The sequence below is a fragment of the Methylobacterium sp. XJLW genome (assembly GCF_003254375.1).
GTDB lineage: Bacteria > Pseudomonadota > Alphaproteobacteria > Rhizobiales > Beijerinckiaceae > Methylobacterium > Methylobacterium fujisawaense.
This window is the reverse complement of the sequence record NZ_CP016429.1, coordinates 5,803,523-5,825,662: the sequence shown is the minus strand read 5'-3', so window position 1 is coordinate 5,825,662 and position 22,140 is coordinate 5,803,523. Positions and strand designations below refer to the sequence as shown.

Below are 22,140 nucleotides of genomic sequence, written 5' to 3'. Positions count from 1 at the left end.
CCACGCCGGACTCGGAGGGGAGGCGGGCCCGACGCGCCGCCGGCGCCGCCGCGGCGCGGTCGCGATGAGATGATGCGCGCGTCTTGCGGAACCGGCCGGTTTGTTCAAGTGATCGGGCATGACGACAGTTCACGATCTCAGCGTGTCCGCGGCCGACGGCACGCCTTACCCGCTCGCGCAGCATCGCGGACAGGTGCTGCTCATCGTCAACACGGCCTCCCGCTGCGGCTTCACCCCGCAATATGAGGGCCTGGAGGCGCTGTGGCGCCGATACCGGGAGGAAGGTCTGACGATCCTGGGCTTCCCCTGCAACCAGTTCGGCGCCCAGGAGCCGGGCGACGCCACCGAAATCGCGCAGTTCTGCTCGCTGCGCTACGACGTGAGTTTCCCGGTCCTCGCCAAGATCGCGGTGAACGGGCCGGATGCCGATCCGCTCTACGCCCATCTTACCCAGGCCCGACCGGGGCTGTTCGGCACGCGGATGGTCAAGTGGAACTTCACCAAGTTTCTGGTGGGTCGTGACGGCCGGGTCATCGCCCGTTTCGCGCCCGGGACGAAGCCCGCGGCCCTGGAGGCGAAGATCCAGGCGGCCCTGGCCGCGCCAGCCTGAGCCGCGTCGGCGTGACCTTGGCGTCAGACCGCGTCGAGATCCGCCGCCTCGGAGGCGGGAACGCGGCGTCGGTCGACCCGCTCGCGAGCCCGCAGCACCGTCCGCAGGGACGCGACCGGGAAGGGGCGCACCGACTCGCGCAGGATGCCCGTCAGGAAGCGGATCTCGGCGATCTTGCGCAAGGTCAGGTCGGGGGCACCGGCGCTCTTTGCCCTGCGTTCGAGGTCCGAAAGAGCGTCGAAGAGCGCGTATCGCGCGGGTAGATCCCGGAACGATTGCTTCGAGGCAATCAGCGTCGCCAGTTCGCCTTCAAATCTGCATCGGACAGGCTGATCGGAACGCATTGTCGACTCGAACACAATGTGCGCCGACCGTAAAACAGTGTTCGCGGCTTGTCAGCCGCTGAAGCCGACCGGGCGCCGCGAATGCCGGATTGTTGCCCAATTGCATCTGCGCGACGGATCGCACTTCGGGTCTCGGCTCAGCCTTCGACGCCGACGAACGCGGCCGCCGCCTCGAACTCGATCCGGCGCGCCGCGAGGCGTGCTTCCGCCTCCGCGTCGCGCCCCCAGACGGCAGCCTGGTAGGTCTCGTCGACGTGAGCGGCGTCCCAGGCTTCCGCCGGGGCCAGGCGGCCACGCAGCACCGCCAGCGCGATCAGAAGGGAGCCGGTCAGGGTGGTCAGGGTGTGCAGTCCGGCCAACCGGAACGGATCCGTCACCGCATTCACCGCCGTGGAGAGGGTCTGGATCGTGTCGGCGGGCTGCTCGACATGCATGACGCCCTCGCTCAGGATCACCCGCGCACCGAACTCGTCCCGCGCCCAGGCGAGGATCGGGTCCCAGGCCGCCGCCTGCGCCGCCACGAGGCGCTCCGGGTCACCAGCGCGATAGGCCACGAGATCGGTGCCGGCATAGGCGCAGAGATCGGCCGCCACTGCAGCCAAGCGGGGCGTGACGCCGTCGATCGCCGTGTTGGCGAGCCGCGTCAGCGGCATCTGTGCCGGGTCGATCGCAGTGTCCTGGGCCGCCCATTCCGCCGCGACCCGCTCGGCCAGGGCGCGGCTCGGGAGCCGCAGCGGGTTGCGGGCCGGCGTGTTGGCCGGACGTCCGTCCAGGGTCAGCCGGAATCCGTCGGCCTCTTCGGAGAAGCCGGCCTCCGTGTAGAACCGCCGGGGCAGGGCGGGCTTGGAATGGCCCCGGGCCGCACGGATCGGGTCGGGCCGCGCGCCGTCGCCCGGTTCGCCGAGCCAGTCTGTCGTCTGATCGCTCATGGACGCGAGATAGGCGTTTCCGGCCCGGCGCGCGAGCCTTTCGCCATCAGCCGCCCGTCGCGAGGCCCTCGAGAAGCAGCACCTCCAGCGCAGCGGCCGTCGGGACGACCGTCACGGCCCCGGCCCCGTAGAGCGCGTCCGGCGGATGATACCCCCAGGCGACCCCAATGGCCGTGGCACCGGCCGCCACGCCCATGGCGATGTCGAAGGTCGTGTCGCCCACCATCACGGTCGCCTCCGGCGCGCAACCGGCCTCGCTGATCGCCTGCCGCAGCATGGTCGGGTCCGGCTTGGACGGCGCGTCGTCGGCGCTCTGGGTCGTGGCGAACCACTCCGCCCAGCCGTGATGCGCGATAAGCCGGTCGACGCCGCGCCGCGACTTCCCCGTCGCGAGGCCGATCAGCACATCCCCACGGTCATGGAGCCGGGTCAGCAGGTCGGCCATCCCGGGGAACAGCGGTTCCTCATGGGCCGGATCGAGCCGCAGGCGGTTGTAGGCCTGCTTGTAGCTCTCCGAGAGTTCCGCAACGGGGCCGTCCTCGCCGACCAGACGCCGGAAGGCCTGCGGCAGTGACAGGCCCACCACGGACAACGCCTCGCGCCGCCCCGGGGCCGGCAGGCCATTCTCCGCGAAGGCCACCTCCTGGGCCGCCACGATCAGGTGCTGGCTGTCGACGAGGGTGCCGTCGACGTCGAAGACGACGAGCCTCATCGCCGACGACGCGCCAAAGGCGGCCCCGACGGCGCGGATGGGCGGATGTCGGACTCGGTCACGGCTTCCGGCCCGGCTGTGCCGGCGCGGCCGCGGCGGGCTGACCGCCGGGAACCCGGGTCCGCTCGTAGCCGAGCCGGCAGCGGATCAGGAAACGCCGGCGCTTGCCGCCGCGCAGGCCGCGCTGGTGCGAGGCGCGATTGCAGGCCGCATAGGAACGCCGGCGGCGCTCCGCGCGGGAGTTCGGGGCCGGGCGCTGCGCGGCCTGCGTGGGCGCCGCATTCGCGGCGGGAGCGGCGGGCGGATGCGGCGACGCCGCCTCGGCCGGATGGGCGCCGTTCGCGGTCGGCGCCGCCTTGGCTGCCTCGCCTGGTGCGGCGTGCGCGATCGGCCCGGTGAGGCACAGGGCGGCGAGGCAGGCCAGCATCGCGAGCTTCATATGTCAGGGTCTCGAACCGCCGGAAACTGGCCCCGCAGCGGATCGGCGGGACGCGGGCAGCATATGAGGCGGCACGGCCGATTGCCAAGGCATGCGCGGCACGGCCCGCCCCGATGACGGTCCACTTTCACCGGGGATACCGCAGCGCACATCTCCCGCGACAATGATTTGGGGATGGAAGGGGGATCCGGCGATCAGGCTCCTGCGGCTGCCCGCTTTGATGCGCGAAACCGACCTCTCACCGGAGACCGAGACGGCCTCACGCGCTTCTCTGAGCGGGGATCCCGCCATCCGGCGCGTCGCGTCGCCGCAGTGGCACCTGGGCGATCGTTTGAACCGAGCGCAGGCGCCCATCTTCGTTGCCCCTTGCGTGCCGGCACGGCGGCGCAGGCGCGACGGACCTCCGGAGCCATCACCCCTATCCACCAGCGAAGCTTGCAGGAGCCTCGACCGGACGGGCGATCGTCCCGCCGATGCATCCGGGCCGGGTCGAGGATACCGCCCTCGGGACGCGCATTCGGCCGAAGGGCGACGGGCACGGCGAAGCGGTTCTCCTGCCCGACCCGGGTCGTGGCCGCAGCCCAGGAGGTCCGGCGCGGACTCGACCAGACGCGGGACCGTCGCGACGGCATACCGGGCGCGGCCCCGACGGCGATCGGCGGGTCGCGCCGCAGGGCGGCGGCCGGAAGTCCCGGACGCCCTGACGGACCCGGCCGTGCCCTGGCTGCCCGCTCAGGCTTCCGGGGCCTCGACGATCGGGTCGTAGCGGGTGGCGTCGAAGCCCAGCAGGTTCCAGCTCTGCGCCATGTGGGGCGGTAGCGGCGCGCTCACGTCCACGGGCTTGCCGGTGCGCGGATGCGGGATGACGATCCGGCGGGCGAGCAGGTGCAGGCGGTTCTGGATGCCCCCCGGCAGCTCCCAATTCTCCACGGAGAAGTATTTCGGGTCGCCGACGATCGGGTGGCCGATATGGGCCGCGTGGGCGCGCAGCTGGTGCGTCCGTCCGGTCACCGGCTTGAACGACAGCCAGGACAGCTTCTGGGCGGCCTGATCGACCATCGCGTAGTAGGTCAGCGCGTGGCTCGCCCCCTCGTCGCCGTGCTTGGCGACGCGCATCCGCGCGTCGGCGTCGGTGGGCTCCTCCTTGGCGAGGTAGGTCGAGACACGCCCCTGCCGGACCCGCGGCACGCCCGCGGTCAGCGCCCAGTAGATCTTCCGCGCGGCCCGGGAGCGGAAGCTCTTGGCGAGCGTCGCGGCGGCGAGCCGGGTCTTGGCGACGATCAGGCAGCCGGCCGTATCCTTGTCGAGCCGGTGGACGAGGCGCGGCTTCTGGCCATCCGGGCCGGTGAGGGCGGCGAGCAGGCCGTCCACGTGCCGGACCGTCCCCGAACCACCCTGGACCGCGAGGCCGAAGGGCTTGTTGAGGATCATCATGTCGGCATCCTCGTAGAGGATGAGCGACCGGATGAATTCGGCATCGTCCTGCTCGCGGGCGGCGTTGCGCGGGCGCTCGGAGGGCTGGTCGAGGCGCAGCGGCGGCACGCGCACGCTCATGCCCGGCTCCAGCCGGTCGTTCGGCTTGGCGCGCTTGCCGTCGACGCGCAGTTCGCCCTTGCGGACGATGGTCTGCACGCGGGTGAAGGGCAGGAGCGGAAAACGCGCGGTGAGGAAGCGGTCGATCCGCATGCCGGCCTCGTCCGGCTCGACCATCAGGGTCTGCACCCCGGAGGCGAGGGTCGCGGAGGCGGCCGCGCGCTGCTCGCGGCGGGTCGGACCGGGTGTCGGCGCGGGGGAAGGGGCCGGGGCAGGCGCAGGGGCCTCCGAGCGCTTGGAAACGGGCCGGCTGCCGGGCTTCGCCGCCAGCGGACCGCGCGGCGCGGCGGCGTCGCGCCGCGGCTTCGCGGGCCGGGCCGGGGCTGCGGCTGCGGCGCCCTGCGCACCCCAGGGATCGCGCGCACCCGCATCGTCGCCGCGATTGCGGGCCGCGCGCTCTGCAGCGTCGCGGGCGCTGGTGCGCGGGCCCGTACGGGCACGGCCGTCGGCCTGGAACTTGCCGGGCTTGAACTTGCCCGCATCGAACTTGCCGGCCTGAGGCTTGCGCCCCTTCGGCCCGCCGCTTTTGGGAGGTCGTGTCGTCATGCTTCCGCCGGCACCCGTCTCCGCTTCGGACGGAGCGTCCGGGCGCATGGGCCGCGGCGTCGCGGACGTCCGGACCGATGGGATTGCACGGCTGTAGCATCGCCCGCGCGCAGCGGCAAAGGCGGCAGCGCGATCGCGCCCGTCAGGGCTCCGCGTCCCACGCCGCGCGGAGCAAGGCCTTCAGCCCGGCCGGGAAGAGTTCCGGCCCGCCCGGGACGTCGAGCCCGTCGAGATCGCACCACCGCGCCACGCAGGCGGTGCCGCAATCCTCGTGGAAGACGAAGCGCTCCTGTCCGTCGAACCGGCCGGGCGGCAGGGCGACCGGGAACAGGAACAGCACCTCGTGCCCGACCTGCCCCTCGTGCAGGAAGATGTTCTCCACGACGCGCGGGCCGCCGAGCACCGTGACGGTGACGCCGAGCTCCTCTTCGAACTCCCGGATCAGCGCGTCCTCGGCCCTCTCACCGAACGCAACGCTGCCACCGAGGGGCCGGACACCTGTCAGCCGTCCGTCATCCGCATGGATCTCCGCCACCAGCAGGCTATCGCCGCGCCGGGGGAGCCCCAAGGCCTTCACGCGGATCTCCGCAGGGGGACGCCAGACCGTCATGCCGAACCGGCTAAATCGTTCCCGACGGCGCCGCAACGAACCGGCGGGCCGCCGCGTCGATCCACGACAACTCCCGGACGTGCGGTTGACGCCCGGACGCACGACGGCCAAGCTGTTCCTCGACGGTTCCCCTCGGGGATCAAAAGGGAACGCGATGAGGGGTCCGCCCCGAAGCCGCGGCTGCCCCCGCAACTGTAAGCGGCGAGCCCTTCACCACCACGTCACTGGGTCACCCCGGGAAGACGGTGCGAGGGCGGCGACCCGCGAGCCAGGAGACCTGCCGTCAGCCGTGGTCACACGCGAAACGCGCCGGGCGGGGTGTCCTGGCGGGTGTCGAGGCGCCGTCAATCCCGAGGGGAGGCGGCCGCCGAGGCCTCGTTCGCGGTGACGTGCCACAGCAAGCGCGCCCGCGACGCCGTTCCCATGTCCGTCTCCACCGTTTCGCGACCTGCGATCCCTGTTCCGGGAGGCCTCCGCGCACCCGCTCAGGCTCAGGTTTCCAGGCGGTCAAAGCATTGTAATGTTATTACAATGCTTATAGGACGAAGGGGCCGGCGCGCGCCGTGCACGGACCGCTTCCCCCATGCTTCTCTCGATCCATCGCGCCCGCTCCGGCGGGCCGGCTCCCCTCTGCGGCGTTCTCCTCGCGCTCCTCGCCAGTCCGAGCGCCGCCCAGGAGGCCGTCACCCTGGATGAACTCTCCGTGGCCGGCGCGGGCGGAGACCCGAACCGCGCTGCGCCGACCGGCCTCAATCTGCGCACCCCCGACCGGACCGCGAGCCGCCTCGGTCTGACGCCGCTGGAGACGCCGGCGAGCCTCGACATCGTGTCGGGTGAGACCGCGCGGCTGCGCGGTCAGGACACGATCGCCGAGGCCGTGACCCAGGACGCCACCGGCATCACCACGATCGCGGCACCCGGCAACGGCAACGGCGCCTTCACGTCCCGGGGCTTCGCCGGCCCGAACTCGATCCAGCAGCTCTACGACGGCACGCGCTTCTACGTCGGCGCCAACACGGTGACCTTCCCGTTCGACACGTGGAACGTCGAGCGGATCGAGGTGCTCCGCGGCCCGTCTTCGGTGCTGTACGGCGACGGCGCCATCGGCGGCGTGATCAACGTGGTGCCGAAGAAGCCGGTCTTCGTGCCGATCAACGTCGCCCGCGCCGTTGTCGGCACGGATGGCGTTGCGCGCCTTGCGTTCGATTCGGGCGGTGGAATCGGTCAAGCGGAGTTCGGCGACACCTTCGCGTATCGCCTCAACGTCAGCGGCAATCGCGCCGACGGCTGGATCCGGCCGGAGGGCGATTTCCGCAACCTCGCGGTCTCGGCCGCCCTGCTGTTCCGACCGAGCGCCGATCTGGCGTTCACCCTGAGCCACGATCTCGGCTACCAGGAGCCCGCCCGCTACTGGGGCACGCCGCTCGTCGAGGGACGGATCCCGGACCTCATCCGGTTCAACAACTACAACGTCCGGGACGCGAAGATCACCTGGGCCGACAACTGGACCCAGCTCAAGACCGAATGGTCGCCCTCGGCCGACATCACGATCCGCAACACCGCCTACCGGCTCACAAGCCGGCGCCACTGGCTCGACGTCGAGCAATATTCCTACAACCGCGGCACCGGGCTGGTGGACCGGGGCGACTATCTGGAAATCTACCACAGCCAGGAGCAGGTCGGTGACCGGCTCGACGCGACGTTCCGGGGCAGCCTGTTCGGCTTGCCCAACCAGTTCGTGGCCGGGTTCGACGTGAACCACATCGACTTCCGGCACACCAATAACTTCTACTTCGACCAGACCACCAGCGTGCCGCTCGTCGGCTACGATCCGGGCCTCTTCCCGCAGAACGGGCGAGCCCGTCCGGCCTACGCCACGCAGACGAGCCAAGCCTCGGTCTTCGCGGAGGACCGTCTGATCCTGTCGGACAAGCTCTCGTTCCTCACCGGCGTGCGCCTCGACGTGCCAACGCTGAATCGGGAGGACCTGCAGACGGGATCGCGGTTCGAGAAGACCTACCGGGCGCTGGGCTACCGGTTCGGCCTCGTCTACAACCCGACGCCGGACAGCGCGCTCTACGCCCAGTACAGCTTCGCCACCGACCCGGTGAACAGCCTGATCACGCTGAACCAGTCGCTGGCGGGCTTCAAGCTCGCCACAGGCGATCAAGTCGAGATCGGCGCCAAGGGTCTTGCCTTCGACGGTGCCGTGGAATGGACCATCGCGGGCTACCGGATCGTCAAGGACAACCTGATCTCGGCAATCCCCGGCCAGCCGACGCTGTCCACGCAGGTGGGGAGCCAGTCCTCGCAGGGATTCGAGCTGGCCTTGGGCTGGCGCTTTGCTCCGGGCTGGCGGCTGGACGGCAACCTCGCGCTGCTGCACGCGCAGTACGACCGGTTCGACCAGACGGTGAACGGCGCCACCGTGTCGTATGCCGGCAACCAGCCCATCGACGTGCCGGAGCGGGTGGCCAACCTCTGGCTGACCTGGGACGTCTACCGCGACTGGACCGCGCGGGTCGGGCTTCAGAACGTGGGGCAGGTCTACAGCGACTTCGGCAATACGGCGCGGCGCCCGGCCTACAACCTCGTCAACGTGGTCCTCGACCATCAGGTCACGGCGGAGTCGCGCCTGTCCGTGCGGGTCTACAACCTGTTCGACAAGGTCTACGCGATCAGCGGCAATGCCGTGAACGGGGTCGGGACCAACTGGCTGCTCGGGCGGCCGCGCTCGGTCGAGGTCGCCTACACGGTGACGTGGTGAGCCTGCCGCGGCGGCTCGGCAAGGCGGGACGGCGCTGGCTGCTGCTGTTCCACCGCTGGGCCGGGATCGCCGCGGGGCTGTTCTTCGCCCTGTGGATCGGCTCCGGACTGGTGATGCTCTACGTGCCGTTCCCGGCGCTCACCGGGGCCGAGCGCCTGGACCGACTCGCACCGATCGCCTGGGAGCGCGTCGCGGTGGCGCCCGACGACGCGCTGCGGGCCGGCGGTCTTGCCGGCGTGCCGGCGGCCTTCGCCCTGGAGATGCGCGGTGCGGAACCGGTCTACCGGATCGCCGACCGCGAGGGGCGCCGGGCCACGGTCTCGGCGCGGACCGGGGAGCGGCTCGGCCCGCTGAGGCCCGAGGATGCGTTGCGTCTCGCGGCCGAGGGGATTCCGGGCGCACATGTCGATCCGGTCGAGCGGGACCAGTGGACCGTCACGGCCCGGTACGACCCGCTCCGGCCATTCCTGAAGGTCGTCCTCGACGATGCGGCCGGGACCGAGCTCTACGTGTCTCAGGTCACCGGCGAGGTCGCCCTCGACACGACCCGCTTCGAGCGCGGCTGGAACTGGGCCGGCGCCGTGGCGCACTGGATCTACCTGACGCCGCTGCGCGCCCGGGCCGATCTGTGGCGGACGGTCCTGCTTTGGCTGTCCGGCTTCGCCGCCCTCGGGGCGCTGAGCGGCCTCGCGATCGGGATCTGGCGCCTGCGCCTCCGCCGCCGCTACGCGGGCGGGGCCGTCACGCCCTATCGCGGTCTCGCACGCTGGCACCACCTGTTCGGCCTCGCGGGCGGAATCGGACTCAGCACCTTCATCCTCAGCGGCTGGATTTCGATGAACCCGAACCGCTGGTTCTCGTCGAACGCTGCGCCCGCCAAGATCCGCGCCGCCTATGCCGGACAGCCCGCCCCCCTCGGCCTCGACGCCGGAGCCCTGCGGGGCTTCGCAGAGGCCGGAACCCGCGCGCTGCGCTTCGCCGCCATCGGCGGGTCCTGGTGGATCGTCGCCGACACACCGGCGGGAGCCCGGAGCCGCAGGGCGGATGACGGCACGCTCCTCGATGCCGCCGCGCTCGCGCGGGCCGCCGGTCCGGCCCTGCCCGGCGGATTACGGACGGCAGAGACCCTGACCGCCTACGACCTGTACTGGTATCCGCACGGGATCGACCCACGGCCGCTTCCGGTGCTGCGCCTGCGCTTCGCTGATCCGGACGCCACGTGGCTCCACGTCGATCCCCGGGACGGGACCATCCTCCAGCGCCTGGATCGCTCCGGCCGCATCAACCGCTGGCTGTTCGACGCCGCGCACCGCCTCGATCTGCCGGGGCTCAGCGGCAACCGCTCGCTCCACGATGCCGCCCAATGGGTCCTGAACCTCCTGGCGGCGGGGATCGCGGTCACCGGTCTGGTCGCGGGCTGGCGCCGCCTGCGCCGCGTTCTGTCGGCCTAAGAGGCCGGCCGAGGCTCCCGGTGCCCGACGCGGCCGATCACGCCCGCTTGGTCGTCACGCCGAAAGCGCAGTGACCCGGTGCCCGCCGACAACGCGACGTCCGGCGCAGCCCTGGATGGCTTCGCCGCTCGCGCAAGGACGGCGCCGTGGCGGCCGCAGCGTTCAGAACCGCGCCGTCAGGAACAGCCGCACGTTCCGCCCCGGCAGCAGGATCTCGTCCTTCTTGAACGAGGTCGAGTTGCGGATGTCGTCGTTCAGGAGGTTGCGGCCCTGGACGCCGAGGGTGATCGCGCTCGCCCCGTAGACCGCGGGATCGACCGCCTTGGTGTAGCTCAGCTCGGCCCGCAGGTCGTCGTAGCCGGGCGTGGGCGTCTCGTAGACCGCCGTGGCGTCGTGGCTGAAGGCGTGGATGAGGTTCACCCGCGCGAACCATCCGTCGGCCCGCAGGTAGACGCCGCCGCCGAGCCGGTAGGGTGGGATGCGCGGCACGTTGGTGCCGTTGTCGAACTGAGCGCGGACGAAATCGAACTGCCCCTCGATGCCGGCGAAGCCGTTGCCCACCGGCAGGAGGTCGTACTGGCCGATGATCTCGGCGCCGTAGAAGGTCGCGTTCTGCTGCTGATAGACGATCTGCCGGTTGTCGGTGCCGACACCGCAGGAGGCGAAGTCGTCGTCGCAGGTCAGCCCCGTGTAGTTGCGGTAGATGAAGCCGGTATAGCGCGTGAAGTAGCCGGTGGCGTCGAGGCGGAAGGGTCCCTCGGCCCGCCGGATGCTGGCCTCGACGGTCCGGGCGCGCTCCTTCTTGAGGTTCGGGTTGCCGATCTCGAAGGTCGCGGTGGCGTCGTGGGGCCCCTGCGAGAACAGCTCGTAGCCGGTGGGTCCGCGCTCGACATAGGAGCCGGTGAGGCTCGCCACGAAGCCGTAGGGCAGATCCTGCAGGGCGCCGATACTGGCGCTCTTCGGCGCGAAGCGGCGGGTCCGGGCGTACTGGAACGGCTCCTGCCCGTCGACGGGCACGTAATCGCTGGGGAACTGCGCGGCCGTACTCGACAGCCGATCGACCTCGTAGCGCCCGGCCGCCTGCAGACGCGTGCCCGGACGCAGCTCCAGCTCCTCGAACAGGTAGACCGCGTTGGCACGGGACTCGGTCTTGGGCAGGAACGATTCGAGCTGCGTGTTGATCACACGCCGGTCCGACTGGAAGCCGAGCGCGCCGGTGAGCTTGCCGAGATCCGTGAAGACCGGGACGTGCTGGAGTTCCAGGCGCCCTTCGGCCTCCCGGTTCTTGAAGATCGCCTGGACGCCCTCGATCCCGTCCTCGCCGATGCCGACCTCGTTGTGGCGGTAGACCGAGTAGCCCGCCCAGTAGCGGATCACCTCGAACGGACCGTCGAGGGGCCGGTACTCGCCCCGCGACAGGACGCGGTCCTGGTTCGGGGTCAGCCGGGTCCGGTCCTGCTCCGCCACGCCGCCGGGGATCGCATAGATGGCGTCGTAGTGGCTGAAGGAGATGCCGACGAAGCCGCGGTCGCCGATCGCCGAGATGCCGACCGCGCCGCCCTGCGACTCGTTGTAGGAATTGCGCTGGATCCCGCCGGGGATCGCGTAGCTGTCGTTGGCCGTCTTGAAGCCGTCGGCGTGGACCGCGATGCCATCGCCGCCGGCATCCACCGTGGCGGCCCCGAGACGGCCGTTGTCCACGCTGGAGAAGCCGGTGGTCACCTGCCCCTGCACCCCGTTCGCCGGAATGAAAGTCGGCACCCGGTTGTTGTCCGCCGAGACTACGCCGCCGATGGCGCCGGAGCCGTAGCGCAAGGTCGCGGGGCCGCGGATCACCTCGATCCGGTCGGCCACCAGCGGATTCACCGGCACGGCGTGGTCCTCGCCGAGGTCGGACACGCCGCCGTTGACGATGCCGTTCTCCTGGATGCGCACCCGGGCATTGTCGAGACCGCGGATGATCGGCCGTGAGGCCGCGCCCGGGGCGTAGGACGTGCCGGAGATGCCCGGCCTGTCGAACAGGGCGTCGCCCAGGGTCCGGGGCTGATCGCGCGCGATCTGCTCCTGGGTGACCACGGTGACGGGGGAGAAGGTGTTGGTCGCCACCGGCAGAACGCCGATCGGGACCGCCGCGTCGGCGATCGGCGCGGTGCGCGGGGCCTGGATCGGGCTCGGACTGGTGACGCTGATCTCGTCGAGGGTGACGGCCTGCTGGGCCCGGGCAACCGACGGAGCCAGCATGCCGGTGCAGACGGTCGAGGACAGCATTGTGCCGGCAAGGAAGCGGAGGCGACGCAGGCGGGACATGGAGACTCACATAGTGTTATACTGTTTCAGTGTCGCGGACCTCGGGTCCGGTGCAAGGTGTAATCCCGCGCCATCCCGACACGCTTGAGAAACGTTACATCGTTGCAACAGCTTCGCCGGGTCCCGCCGCTGCGGAGCGTTTCACCGCCTTGACTTTGAAATGTTATAACATTTTGATTGCGGCATGACACAGCCCGATCGCCGCCTGCCCGTCACCGTCCTGTCCGGCTTTCTCGGAGCCGGCAAAACGACGCTGCTCAATCATGTTCTGAACAACCGCGACGGCCGCCGGGTGGCGGTGATCGTGAACGACATGAGCGAGGTCAACATCGATGCCGACCTCGTCCGCGCGGGCGGAGCCGACCTGTCCCGGACGGACGAGACCCTCGTCGAGATGACCAACGGCTGCATCTGCTGCACCCTGCGCGACGATCTGCTCGCCGAGGTCCGCCGCCTGTCGGAGACCGGGCGGTTCGATTACCTGCTGATCGAGGGCACCGGCATCGCCGAACCGCTCCCGATCGCGTCGACCTTCTCGTTCCGGGACGAGGCGGGCCGCTCCCTGTCGGATCTGGCCCGGCTCGACACGATGGTGACCGTGGTCGACGCGGTGAACCTGTTGAAGGATTACGGCTCGGCCGCGTTCCTGCGTGAGCGCGGCGAGACCGCGGGCGCCGAGGATACGCGCACGCTCGTGGACCTGCTCGTGGAGCAGATCGAGTTCGCCGATGTGGTGGTGATCAACAAGGCGCACGACGTCTCACCCGAGCATCTCGCGCTGGTCCGCTCGGTGGTGCGCGGCCTGAACGCCGACGCCCGCATCCTCGAGACCGAACACGGACGTGCGCCGCTCGCGGAAATCCTCGACACCGGCCTGTTCGACGAGGAGAAGGCGCAGCAGCACCCGCTCTGGTTCAAGGAACTCTACGGCGCCCACGCGCACGTACCGGAGACCGAGGAATACGGCATCGCCTCCTTCGTCTACCGGGCCCGGCGCCCCTTCGACCCCGAGCGCTTCAACGCCTTCGTCAACGCCACCTGGCCGGGCCTGATCCGGGCGAAGGGCCATTTCTGGCTGGCGACGCGGCCGGATTGGGTCGGCGAGTTCTCCCTGGCGGGGGCCGTGGCCAGGGTCTCCGCGATGGGGTTCTGGTGGTCGGCGGTGCCGCGGCGGCGCTGGCCGGAGGCGCCCGAGTTCCGGGAGCGCCTGCATACGGTCTGGAGCGAGGTCTGGGGCGACCGGCGCCAGGAAATGGTCTTCATCGGATCCGGGATGGACCGCGCCGCGCTCATCGCCGCGCTCGATGCCTGCCTCGTGGACACCGGCCCGGATCGCGCACCTTTCGATCCCGCGCCCTACCGCGAACTGCCGGATCCGTTCCCGGCTTGGCGCCGGGCTGCGGCCTGAGCCCCGCCGGTCAGGCCGGCAGGCCCTCCGTCTCGTCCTCGGCCTCGATCTCGGCATCGGCCTCCGTCACCTGACCGGAGGCACCGGCTGCCTCGGCGAGGCCGCGGGCGGCCTTGCGCAGGAGCTTGCGCAGGCGCCGGCGGTCGGTCTTGTCGAGGTGGTCGAGCAACTCGGCCTCGACCTCTTCCTGGATCCGCTCGATCGCCTCGGCCTTGGCCATGCCGGCTTCCGTGAGCTGAACCCGGACCACGCGGCCATCGCCCGACTCGGCCCGGCGCTCGACGATGCCGAGGGCCGCGAGCCGCGTCACGGTCTTGGACGCGGTGGGCGGCCGCACTCGCAGCAGCGCCGCGAGATCACCCATGGTCATGGTGCCGGCCGCGGCCAGCGCCTGCACCACCTGCTCCTGGCCGGCGAAAAGCCCCAGCTTGGCCAGCCGGTCGCCGGTGCGGGCGCGGTGCAGGCGCGCCGCCTGCACCAGCGCCCAACCGACGCTGCGGACGCCGGGCGGCCGCATCTTCTTGGACGTGTGGCCGAGCACGGCCGCAGCTTCGTCCTGATGATCGCGCTTCTGCTTGTCGCCCACCGGAGCGTCCGAATTAATGCCGGCGGCCGCCGGACGATCCTGAAACTGCACCGTCCACCCCCGTCACGCGGCCGCTCCGGTCCGTGTGGCGCTGGCCGGTGACGGTGCGATGACGGGGCCGACGTGAAGGTCGGATCAGCAGTGCATGAGGCGCTGAAGACGGTCCAGGATATCCTCGCCGGTGCAGGGCCGGGCGATGAACTCGGCATGCTCGGGCATGCGGGCCGGATCCGGGGCCGCGCGCCCGGAGACGATCAGGATCGGCAGTTGCGGCCGCGCCTCGGCCACGGAACTCGCCAGATCGAACCCGTCGGTCTTTCCCGACAGCTGCACGTCCGTGACCAGGCCGCAGATGTCCGGGCGCGCCTGCAGGATGCTCAGCGCGCGCTCGGCCGAGGCGCACTGAACGGTGTCGTAGCCGCCTTCCTCCAGCACGTCCCCGAGGTCCATGATCGTCAGCGCCTCGTCCTCGACGAGGAGGATTACCGGCCGATCGCCGCTCGAACCCGTCTGCTCGCTCGCCACTGTGTACTCCCTTTGGCAGCGTCCGGCCGCGCGGGCCGCCGCACGCATCTCCAGCCGTAGGCCCAACGGCAGAAACGGTCACGGGTTGCAGGCGCCCGCGGAGACGGCTCACGGGAATGTGGAACGCCCGGTCGTCATGCCGATCCGGGCGCCAGCTCGGTCACCACCGCGGCGACCGCCTCGATCAGCCGGTCGAGATCCGCTGCATCGATCGTGAGGGCGGGGGTGAGATAGACGATGTCGCCGAACGGCCGGACCCAGACGCCGCGGGCGAGCAATCGCGCCTTGAGGACGGCCAAGTCGGGCGCACGGGCGAACTGCACCGCTCCGATGGCACCGAGTACCCGGACATCCGCCACGCCGCGCACCCGCCGCAGGGGTTCCAGCCCCTCGGCGAGACGGGCCGCGATGGCGCGGGCCTGGATCAGCCGTGGCTCCGCCTCGAACAGATCGAGGCTGGCATTGGCCGCTGCGCAGGCCAGGGGATTGGCCATGAAGGTCGGGCCGTGCATCAGCGCGGCCGCGGGGTCTTCGGACCAGAACGCCGCGAACACCTCCGTGCGGGCGACCGTGGCGGCGAGCGCCATCGTGCCGCCCGTAAGGGCCTTCGACAGGCAGACGATGTCGGGCACGATTCCCACCTGCTCGCAGGCGAACAGGCTGCCGGTGCGCCCGAAGCCGGTGAAGATCTCGTCGGCGATGAGCGGCAATCCGTGCCGGCGCGCCAGCCCGGCGATCGTCGCGACCACCTCAGGCGGGTGCATCCGCATCCCGCCCGCACCCTGGACCAGCGGCTCGACGATCACCGCCGCAAGGGTATCGCGATGAGACGCGAGGGCCGCGTCGAGCGCCGCGGTCTCGGCCGCGCTTCGCGGCAGGTCGCAGAAGATCTGGCTCGGCAGGTAGGCACCGAAGCGGCGATGCATGCCCTCCTCGGGGTCGCAGACCGACATCGCCCCCATCGTGTCGCCGTGATAGCCGCCCCGGAACGCCAGGACCTTCGTCCGGCCGCCCACCCCGCGGTTGATCCACATCTGTGCCGCCATCTTGAGCGCGACCTCCACGGCGACCGAGCCCGAATCGCTGAGGAAGACGTGGTCGAGATCGCCCGGCAGCAAGGCGGCGAGCCGGCGCGCCAGCGTCTCCGCCGGCGCATGGGTGAGGCCGCCGAACATCACGTGGGGCATGCGCGCGAGCTGGTCGGCGACAGCGCCCGCTATGTGCGGGTGATTGTAGCCATGCACCGCGGTCCACCAGGAGGCGATGCCGTCCACGAGTTCGCGGCCGTCGGCGAGGCGGATGCGGGTGCCATGCGTCGCGACCGCCTCCAGCGGCGGCGGGGCGAGGCGCATCTGCGTGTAGGGCCGCCAGAGATGGCCTGCGGGCGTTTCGAGGGTCATGCGTCCGGCATGGAAGCCCCTCGGACGGGGGTCAAGAGTCCGGCACCCGCCGCTTGACTTTGCCGCCGCGGCATCGCCCATCCCCATCCCCATGGACAGCCTCGACGCCTTCGCCACCGGGAAACTCGAAGCCCTCGAGGCCGGTCGCCTGCGCCGCACGCTGGTTCCGACGGAGCGCGGCTCCGGCGCCGCGGCGGCACGACGGGGCCGGACGCTCGTCTCCTTTTCCTGCAACGATTACCTCGGCCTCTCGCATCACCCGCGGGTGATCGCGGCGGCTCAGGCGGCCGTCGCGAGCCACGGTGCGGGGTCGGGCGGGTCGCGGCTCGTGACCGGCGACCATCCGTATCTCGGCGCGCTGGAGGACGGCCTCGCGCGCCACAAGGGCACGGAGGCCGCCCTGGTCTTCGGCAGCGGCTATCTCGCCAATCTCGGCATTACCCCGGCGCTGGCCGGGCGGGGCGACCTCGTCCTGCTGGACGCGCTGTCCCATGCCTGCATGTGGGCCGGCGCGCGGCTGACGGGCGCGCGGGTCCTGACGTTCCGCCACAACGATCCCGGCGACCTCGCGGCCCAGCTCGCGGAGCACCGCCCCCATTACGGGCGCGCCCTGGTGCTCACCGAGCGGGTCTTCAGCATGGATGGCGACCGGGCGCCGCTCGGCGACATCCTGGGCATCGCGGAGACCTTCGACGCCTGGACGCTGGTGGACGACGCCCACGGCATCGGCGTGGTCGAGGACGGGCCGCGGGCGCCGCTGGAAATGGGCACCCTGTCGAAGGCGCTCGGCTCGTATGGCGGCTATCTCTGCGCCTCGCGCCCGGTCATCGACCTGATGACGAGCCGCGCCCGCAGCTTCGTCTACACCACCGGCCTGCCTCCGGCCTCGGCCGCCGCCGCCCTGGAGGCGCTGACGATCCTGGAGGCGGAGCCCGACCGGCGTGCCCGACCGCTGACCCTCGCCCGGCGCTTCACCGCCCGTCTGGGCCTGCCGGAGGCCGAGAGCGCCGTCGTGCCGGTCCTGGTCGGCGAGGCGCAGGCGGCGCTCGACATCTCGGCCGCGCTGGAGGCCTCGGGATTCCTGGTGGTGGCGATCCGCCCTCCGACCGTGCCGGCCGGGACCGCGCGGCTGCGGGTGGCCTTCTCGGCCGCCCACGACGAGGCCCAGGTCGACGCCCTCGCGGAAGCAGTGGCCGTCCTCACCGGGCGCGCCTGAGAACCGCTTCCCGTCCGCGTGGCGCGCACCTATACCGGGCGCCTGACGGAGCCGGAACGCTCCGGCCGGCCCGCCGCCGAGAAGCGGGTCAGATCCGGAATTGAGAGGACGACGCCATGGACGCCACCACGCTGCGAGCCCTCCAGGCTCCGATCAAGGACAAGTACCGCACCGCACCGGACGCGGCGGTCATCACACTGAAGGCCAGGGGCACGCTGGACGACACCAAGATCGCCTGCAAGGTCGAGACGGGCCGCGCCATCGCGGAGGCCGGGCTCCATCCGGCGACGGGCGGTTCGGGGGCGGAGCTGTGCTCGGGCGACATGCTGCTGGAGGCGCTGGTCGCCTGCGCGGGGGTGACGCTCAAGGCCGTGGCCACAGCCCTGGAGATCCCGCTGCGCGCCGGCACGGTCAGCGCCGAGGGCGACCTCGATTTCCGCGGCACCCTCGGGGTCGACAAGGAGGCGCCGGTGGGCTTCCGCAGCATCCGCCTGTTCTTCGAACTCGATACCGACGCGCCGGAGGACAAGCTGGCGCAGCTCCTGAAGCTGACCGAGCGCTACTGCGTGGTGTTCCAGACCCTGAACCACAAGCCCGAGCTGTCCGTGGCCACGACCACGGTCTGACGGAGGGAGCATGGCGGGCGGCATCACCCAGACCGAATACTGGAACGGCGAGGTCGGCACGCGCTGGGCGCGCAATCAGGCCGTCCTCGACGCGATGTTCCTCCCGCTGACGGAGGCGCTGTTCGCCCGCACGCCCCTCGCTCCCGGCGACACGGTGCTCGATATCGGCTGCGGTGCGGGGGCCACGACCCTGGAGGCCGCCCGCAGGGTCGGGCCCGGCGGCGGCGTCACGGGGGCCGACATCTCGGCGCCGCTGCTCGCCGTGGCGCGGGACCGCGCCGCCGCGGAGGTTGCACGCACCGCCCCGATCCGGTTCGTGGAGGCGGATGTCGGGACGGCCGATCTCGGTCCTTTCGACGGGATCCTGTCGCGCTTCGGCGTGATGTTCTTCCCGGATTCCGCCGGCGCTTTCGCCAACATTCGCCGGATGCTCAAGCCGGGCGGCCGGCTGACCTTCCTGTGCTGGCGGACCTTGCCCGAGAATCACTGGGTGAGCGTGCCGCGCGACGCGGTGCTTCCGCTCCTGCCGGAGCCCCCGCCTCCGCCGCAGCCCGACACGCCGGGGCCCTTCCGCTTCTCCGACCCCGACCCGCTGGTCGCGCTCCTGCGCGCCGCCGGGTTCGCCGGCGTGACCTGCGACGCGCTCGACCGGGACATCGTCGTCGGTCAGGGCGAGACCGACACGGCGGCGACCGCGGCGGCCACCCACGTCTCCCTGAACCTCGGCCCCAGCTCCCACCTCGTCCGCGAGGCCGCACCGGATCTCCGGGCGCGGGCCGAGGCGGCCGTGGCGGCGGCCCTCGCGCGGCACGCGGCGGGTGGCGCCGTGCGCCTGCGCGCCGCCTGCTGGCTCGTTCAGGCGGGCTGAGCCGGCATCCCGCGCCGCCGGGCGGGCGGCGCGTTCTCTCAGAGTCCCAGGGCGCCGCCGTCCGAGCGCGGGTCGTGGGTCGCCTCGATCCGACCGTTCCGGGGATGGCGGACCAGCATGCCCGCGTGCCCGAGCGAGTCGATGTAGGGTCCGCCCAGTTCCTCGATCTCGTGGCCGAGTCGGCCGAGGGCCGCGATGCAGGCCGAATCGAACCGGTCCTCCACCTTCACGCTGAGCGAGGGCGCCCCCCAGGTGCGCCCGTAGAGCAGGCGCGGCGCGTCGACGGCATCGGCCACCGACATCCCGTAATCGGCGTAGCGGGTGAAGATCTGGGCCTGGAATTGCGGCTGCCCGTCGCCGCCCATGCTGCCGTAGCTCATCACACGGCCGTCGTCGAAGGCGGCGAGCGCCGGGATCAGCGTGTGGAAGGGGCGGCGACCGGGCTCCAGGGGATTCACGGCCTTCGGGTCGAGGGAGAACGACATGCCCCGGTTCTGCCAGCAGATGCCGGTGGCGGGCAGCACCGTGCCGGAGCCGTACTCCCAGTAGACCGACTGGATGTAGGAGACGGCAAGCCCGTCCTTGTCGATCGCGCCCATCCAGACCGTGTCGCCGTGACCCGGATCGGGCAGGGGCACCCGGGCTGCGCGACCCATGTCGATCAGCGCGGCCTCGCGGGCCAGCCGTTCCGGGGTCAGGAAGGCGGCGGGGTCGTGCCGCAGGCGGGCGAAATCGGTGACCACCCGGTCGCGGATCGCGAAGGCCCGCTTCGTCGCCTCGATCAGCCCGTGATAATGGGCCGTGCGTTCGGGCTCGGAGACATTCAGCCGGTCGAAGATCCCGAGGATCAGCAGGGCGGCGAGCCCCTGGGTCGGCGGCGGGAAGTTGTAGAGCGTCGCGTCGCGGCGCCGGATCGACAGGGGCGCCCGCTCCACCGCCGCGAAGGCCTCCAGATCCGCCCGGGTGACCGGCGCACCGAGGCGCTCCAGGTCGGCGGCGATCTCCCGGCCGATATCGCCGCGATAGAAGTCGCCGAGCCCCGCATGAGCGAGCTGCTCCAGGGTATCGGCGAGGCGGGGCAGCGCGCGGGTCTCTCCGGCGGGATAGGGCTTGCCGTCCTTCAAGAAGGTTGCCGCAAAGTTTGGCGCGTCGTGGAGCGTGTCGAGTTCCTGTGGCACGTAGCGTGCCTCCGAGGGCGAGACCGCGACGCCGGCTCGGGCCTGACCGATCGCGTCGGCGAAGAGCGTCTCCAGGGGCAGGCGGCCGCCGAGCGCCCGCGCCAGCTCCAGGGCGAGGCGCCAGCCGCCCACCGCGCCCGCCACCGTGACCATGGCGTCGGGTCCCCGCGCGGGGATCGCGTCGTAGCCCTTCTCGCGGTAGCGGGGGATCGTGGCGAGACGCCCGGCCGGGCCGCAGGCCTCGATGCCCCGCACCCGGCCGCCCCGCTCGCGCACCAGCCAGAACCCGTCGCCGCCGATGCCGTTCATGTGCGGATAGACCACCGCGATGGAGGCGGCCATCGCCACCATCGCCTCGATGGCGTTGCCCCCCTGGGCGAGGACGGTCTGGCCGGCCTGGGCGGCGAGGCTGTGGGGTGCGGCGACGGCGGCGGACGTGAAGACGGGGGTCTCGGGCATCGACGGTCCTGTGGTGTACCGGCCGCAGGGTTAGGCGAGGCGACGCCTCCTGCAAAGACCAAGCGCATACGGGCGGCGGGCCATGCTATGCTGCGCGTGTGCTGTCGCCCAGAAGCGGCCGATGTCCTGCAAACTCATGTCCTGGCTGGCCCTCGGCCTGTCGACCCTTCCCGCTGCGGCCCAGACGCGGACCGTGTACGAGGGCGCGGGCGCCGATCCGCGCATCTCGGTCTCGCAGCCGGAGACCACCAGCCAGGCCTCGGGCGGCTATGTCCGCTCGGTGGAGCCCTCTCTCGGCCCGCTCGGCGACCCGCTCGGGATCCGCCCGGTCCTGAAGGAACGGGGCATCGCGTACAGCCTGACCTACATCGCCGACGTGCTCGGCAATCCGGTTGGCGGCCTTAGACAGGGTGCGATCGTCGAGGATCGCCTCAACCTGCGCCTCAACCTCGACCTCGACCGGCTGGCGGGCTGGCAAGGCGCCACGATCCATGCCAACGCCTACTTCATCCACGGCACCGGCCTGTCGCGCTACTATGTCGGCAACCTGCTGACCACGAGCGTCATCGAGGCGCTGCCGTCCACGCGGCTCTACGTGCTCTGGTTCGACCAGAGCCTGATGGACGGCCAGCTCGGGATCCGGATCGGGCAGCAGGCTGCCGACACCGAGTTCTTCGTCAGCCAGACCGCGACGCTGTTCGTGAACTCGACCTTCGGCTGGCCGGTCATCACCGGGCTCGACCTGCCGAGCGGCGGGCCGGCCTACCCGCTCGCAGCCCCGGCGATCCGGGCCAAATACGTGCCGGGCAACGGCTTTTCCCTGCAGGTCGGGCTCTACGACGGTGATCCGGCCGGTGCGAACCGTCCGGGTGACGATCCGGAGGCGCAGCGCCTCGACCGGACGGGCACCAATTTCCGCCTGCGCGATCCGGCCCTGATCATCGCCGAGGCCACCTACGCGTACAACATCGCGCCCGGTTCCCGGGGCCTGCCCGGCGACATCACCCTGGGCGGCTGGCAGCATTTCGGCCGGTTCGACAGCCTGCGCTTCGACATCACCGGCGTGCCGCTCGCCGACCCGAACGCCACCGGGATCGGCCGGCCGGTGCGCGGCAATGCCGGCCTCTACGCGATCTACGACCAGACCCTCTACCGGGAATCCGGCAAGGACGACGAGGGCCTCGGCTTCTTCGTGCGTGCCGCGTGGTCGCCCACCCGCTCCAGCCTGATCGATGCCTACGTGGATACCGGGCTGGCCTACAAGGGCCTGTTCGACGGGCGCGACGACGACACGATCGGCCTCAGCGTCGCCTACGCGCGCATCAGCAACGAGGCCCAGCGGGCCGACCGGGACACGATCCTCTACTCGGGCATGCCGATGCCCCGCCGCCGCGCCGAGGCGGTGATCGAGGCGACCTATCAGGCCGTGGTCGTGCCGGGCTTCACGGTTCAGCCCGACGCGCAATACGTCATCCGGCCGGGCGCCGGCATCGCCGGTCCGGACGGCCGCCGGCTGCGCAACGCGGCGGTGCTTGGGGTACGCGCCACCGTGCAGTACTGAGCCGG

General features: G+C 71.3%; 19 protein-coding genes and 1 riboswitch. Of the genes, 8 read left to right on the top strand and 11 right to left on the bottom strand.

The window, feature by feature from the left end; all coding sequences use genetic code 11:
• Positions 1-118: 118 nt before the first annotated feature.
• Complete coding sequence (locus tag A3862_RS26820; RefSeq protein WP_043352061.1) at positions 119-610, top strand: glutathione peroxidase; 492 nt, start codon at positions 119-121, stop codon at positions 608-610.
• Positions 611-633: 23 nt separating this feature from the next.
• On the opposite strand, the gene A3862_RS31695 is transcribed toward A3862_RS26820, so the two are convergent.
• The 6 genes from A3862_RS31695 to A3862_RS26790 form a co-directional block, all read right to left on the bottom strand.
• Positions 634-792 (bottom strand): hypothetical protein, encoded by a 159-nt coding sequence (locus A3862_RS31695; protein WP_162494518.1) that lies wholly within the window; start codon positions 790-792, stop codon positions 634-636.
• Positions 793-1,091: 299 nt separating this feature from the next.
• Entirely contained in the window at positions 1,092-1,883 is a 792-nt protein-coding gene (locus A3862_RS26810) for an ATP12 family chaperone protein (protein ID WP_111474117.1), read from the bottom strand.
• Positions 1,884-1,929: 46 nt separating this feature from the next.
• Positions 1,930-2,595, bottom strand: a complete 666-nt coding sequence (locus A3862_RS26805; protein ID WP_043352067.1) for an HAD-IA family hydrolase — start codon at positions 2,593-2,595, stop codon at positions 1,930-1,932.
• Positions 2,596-2,653: 58 nt separating this feature from the next.
• Positions 2,654-3,034, bottom strand: a complete 381-nt coding sequence (locus A3862_RS26800; RefSeq protein WP_053610928.1) for a hypothetical protein — start codon at positions 3,032-3,034, stop codon at positions 2,654-2,656.
• Positions 3,035-3,766: 732 nt separating this feature from the next.
• The gene (locus tag A3862_RS26795; RefSeq protein ID WP_111474116.1) at positions 3,767-5,173 is read right to left on the bottom strand and encodes an RluA family pseudouridine synthase; all 1,407 of its coding nucleotides are present in this window, start codon (positions 5,171-5,173) and stop codon (positions 3,767-3,769) included.
• Between the two features lie 142 nt (positions 5,174-5,315).
• Complete coding sequence (locus tag A3862_RS26790; RefSeq protein WP_442919048.1) at positions 5,316-5,750, bottom strand: NUDIX hydrolase; 435 nt, start codon at positions 5,748-5,750, stop codon at positions 5,316-5,318.
• A 139-nt stretch (positions 5,751-5,889) separates the two neighbouring features.
• A riboswitch (cobalamin riboswitch) is annotated at positions 5,890-6,082 on the top strand.
• Positions 6,083-6,366: 284 nt separating this feature from the next.
• On the opposite strand from A3862_RS26790, the gene A3862_RS26785 reads away from it, so the two are divergent.
• Together A3862_RS26785 and A3862_RS26780 are read left to right on the top strand one after the other, a co-directional pair.
• Entirely contained in the window at positions 6,367-8,550 is a 2,184-nt protein-coding gene (locus A3862_RS26785; RefSeq protein ID WP_043755967.1) for a TonB-dependent receptor, read from the top strand.
• On the top strand, positions 8,544-10,001 hold the full coding sequence (locus tag A3862_RS26780; RefSeq protein ID WP_052083550.1) for a PepSY domain-containing protein: 1,458 nt from the start codon (positions 8,544-8,546) through the stop codon (positions 9,999-10,001). Before A3862_RS26785 ends, A3862_RS26780 begins: the two co-directional genes overlap by 7 nt.
• A gap of 162 nt (positions 10,002-10,163) precedes the next feature.
• On the opposite strand, the gene A3862_RS26775 is transcribed toward A3862_RS26780, so the two are convergent.
• Positions 10,164-12,242: a TonB-dependent receptor gene (locus A3862_RS26775; RefSeq protein WP_403091208.1), complete on the bottom strand. Its 2,079-nt coding sequence runs from the start codon at positions 12,240-12,242 to the stop codon at positions 10,164-10,166.
• Between the two features lie 250 nt (positions 12,243-12,492).
• On the opposite strand from A3862_RS26775, the gene zigA reads away from it, so the two are divergent.
• Complete coding sequence (zigA, locus tag A3862_RS26770; protein WP_043755970.1) at positions 12,493-13,716, top strand: zinc metallochaperone GTPase ZigA; 1,224 nt, start codon at positions 12,493-12,495, stop codon at positions 13,714-13,716.
• Positions 13,717-13,726: 10 nt separating this feature from the next.
• On the opposite strand, the gene A3862_RS26765 is transcribed toward zigA, so the two are convergent.
• From A3862_RS26765 to A3862_RS26755, 3 genes are all read right to left on the bottom strand, one after another.
• A complete protein-coding gene (locus A3862_RS26765) occupies positions 13,727-14,302 on the bottom strand; it encodes a MarR family winged helix-turn-helix transcriptional regulator (RefSeq protein WP_052083832.1) in 576 nt (191 codons plus the stop codon).
• 135 nt (positions 14,303-14,437) lie between these two features.
• Positions 14,438-14,827, bottom strand: coding sequence for a response regulator (locus A3862_RS26760; protein ID WP_020093672.1), 390 nt, complete (start codon positions 14,825-14,827; stop codon positions 14,438-14,440).
• 134 nt (positions 14,828-14,961) lie between these two features.
• On the bottom strand, positions 14,962-16,227 hold the full coding sequence (locus tag A3862_RS26755; protein WP_043755977.1) for an adenosylmethionine--8-amino-7-oxononanoate transaminase: 1,266 nt from the start codon (positions 16,225-16,227) through the stop codon (positions 14,962-14,964).
• A gap of 91 nt (positions 16,228-16,318) precedes the next feature.
• On the opposite strand from A3862_RS26755, the gene A3862_RS26750 reads away from it, so the two are divergent.
• The 3 genes from A3862_RS26750 (at position 16,319) to A3862_RS26740 (ending at position 18,937) form a co-directional block, all read left to right on the top strand.
• Positions 16,319-17,443, top strand: coding sequence for an aminotransferase class I/II-fold pyridoxal phosphate-dependent enzyme (locus A3862_RS26750; protein ID WP_043755979.1), 1,125 nt, complete (start codon positions 16,319-16,321; stop codon positions 17,441-17,443).
• A gap of 116 nt (positions 17,444-17,559) precedes the next feature.
• Positions 17,560-18,069: an OsmC family protein gene (locus tag A3862_RS26745; RefSeq protein ID WP_043349744.1), complete on the top strand. Its 510-nt coding sequence runs from the start codon at positions 17,560-17,562 to the stop codon at positions 18,067-18,069.
• 10 nt (positions 18,070-18,079) lie between these two features.
• Positions 18,080-18,937, top strand: coding sequence for a class I SAM-dependent methyltransferase (locus tag A3862_RS26740; RefSeq protein ID WP_043755981.1), 858 nt, complete (start codon positions 18,080-18,082; stop codon positions 18,935-18,937).
• A gap of 38 nt (positions 18,938-18,975) precedes the next feature.
• On the opposite strand, the gene A3862_RS26735 is transcribed toward A3862_RS26740, so the two are convergent.
• Positions 18,976-20,574 carry a gamma-glutamyltransferase family protein gene (locus A3862_RS26735; RefSeq protein WP_043755983.1) on the bottom strand — a complete coding sequence of 533 codons (1,599 nt, stop codon included), beginning with the start codon at positions 20,572-20,574 and terminating at the stop codon, positions 18,976-18,978.
• A gap of 121 nt (positions 20,575-20,695) precedes the next feature.
• Here A3862_RS26735 and A3862_RS26730 point away from each other — a divergent pair, with 121 nt between their 5' ends.
• Positions 20,696-22,135, top strand: a complete 1,440-nt coding sequence (locus A3862_RS26730) for a carbohydrate porin (protein WP_043755985.1) — start codon at positions 20,696-20,698, stop codon at positions 22,133-22,135.
• The last annotated feature ends 5 nt before the right edge of the window (positions 22,136-22,140 follow it).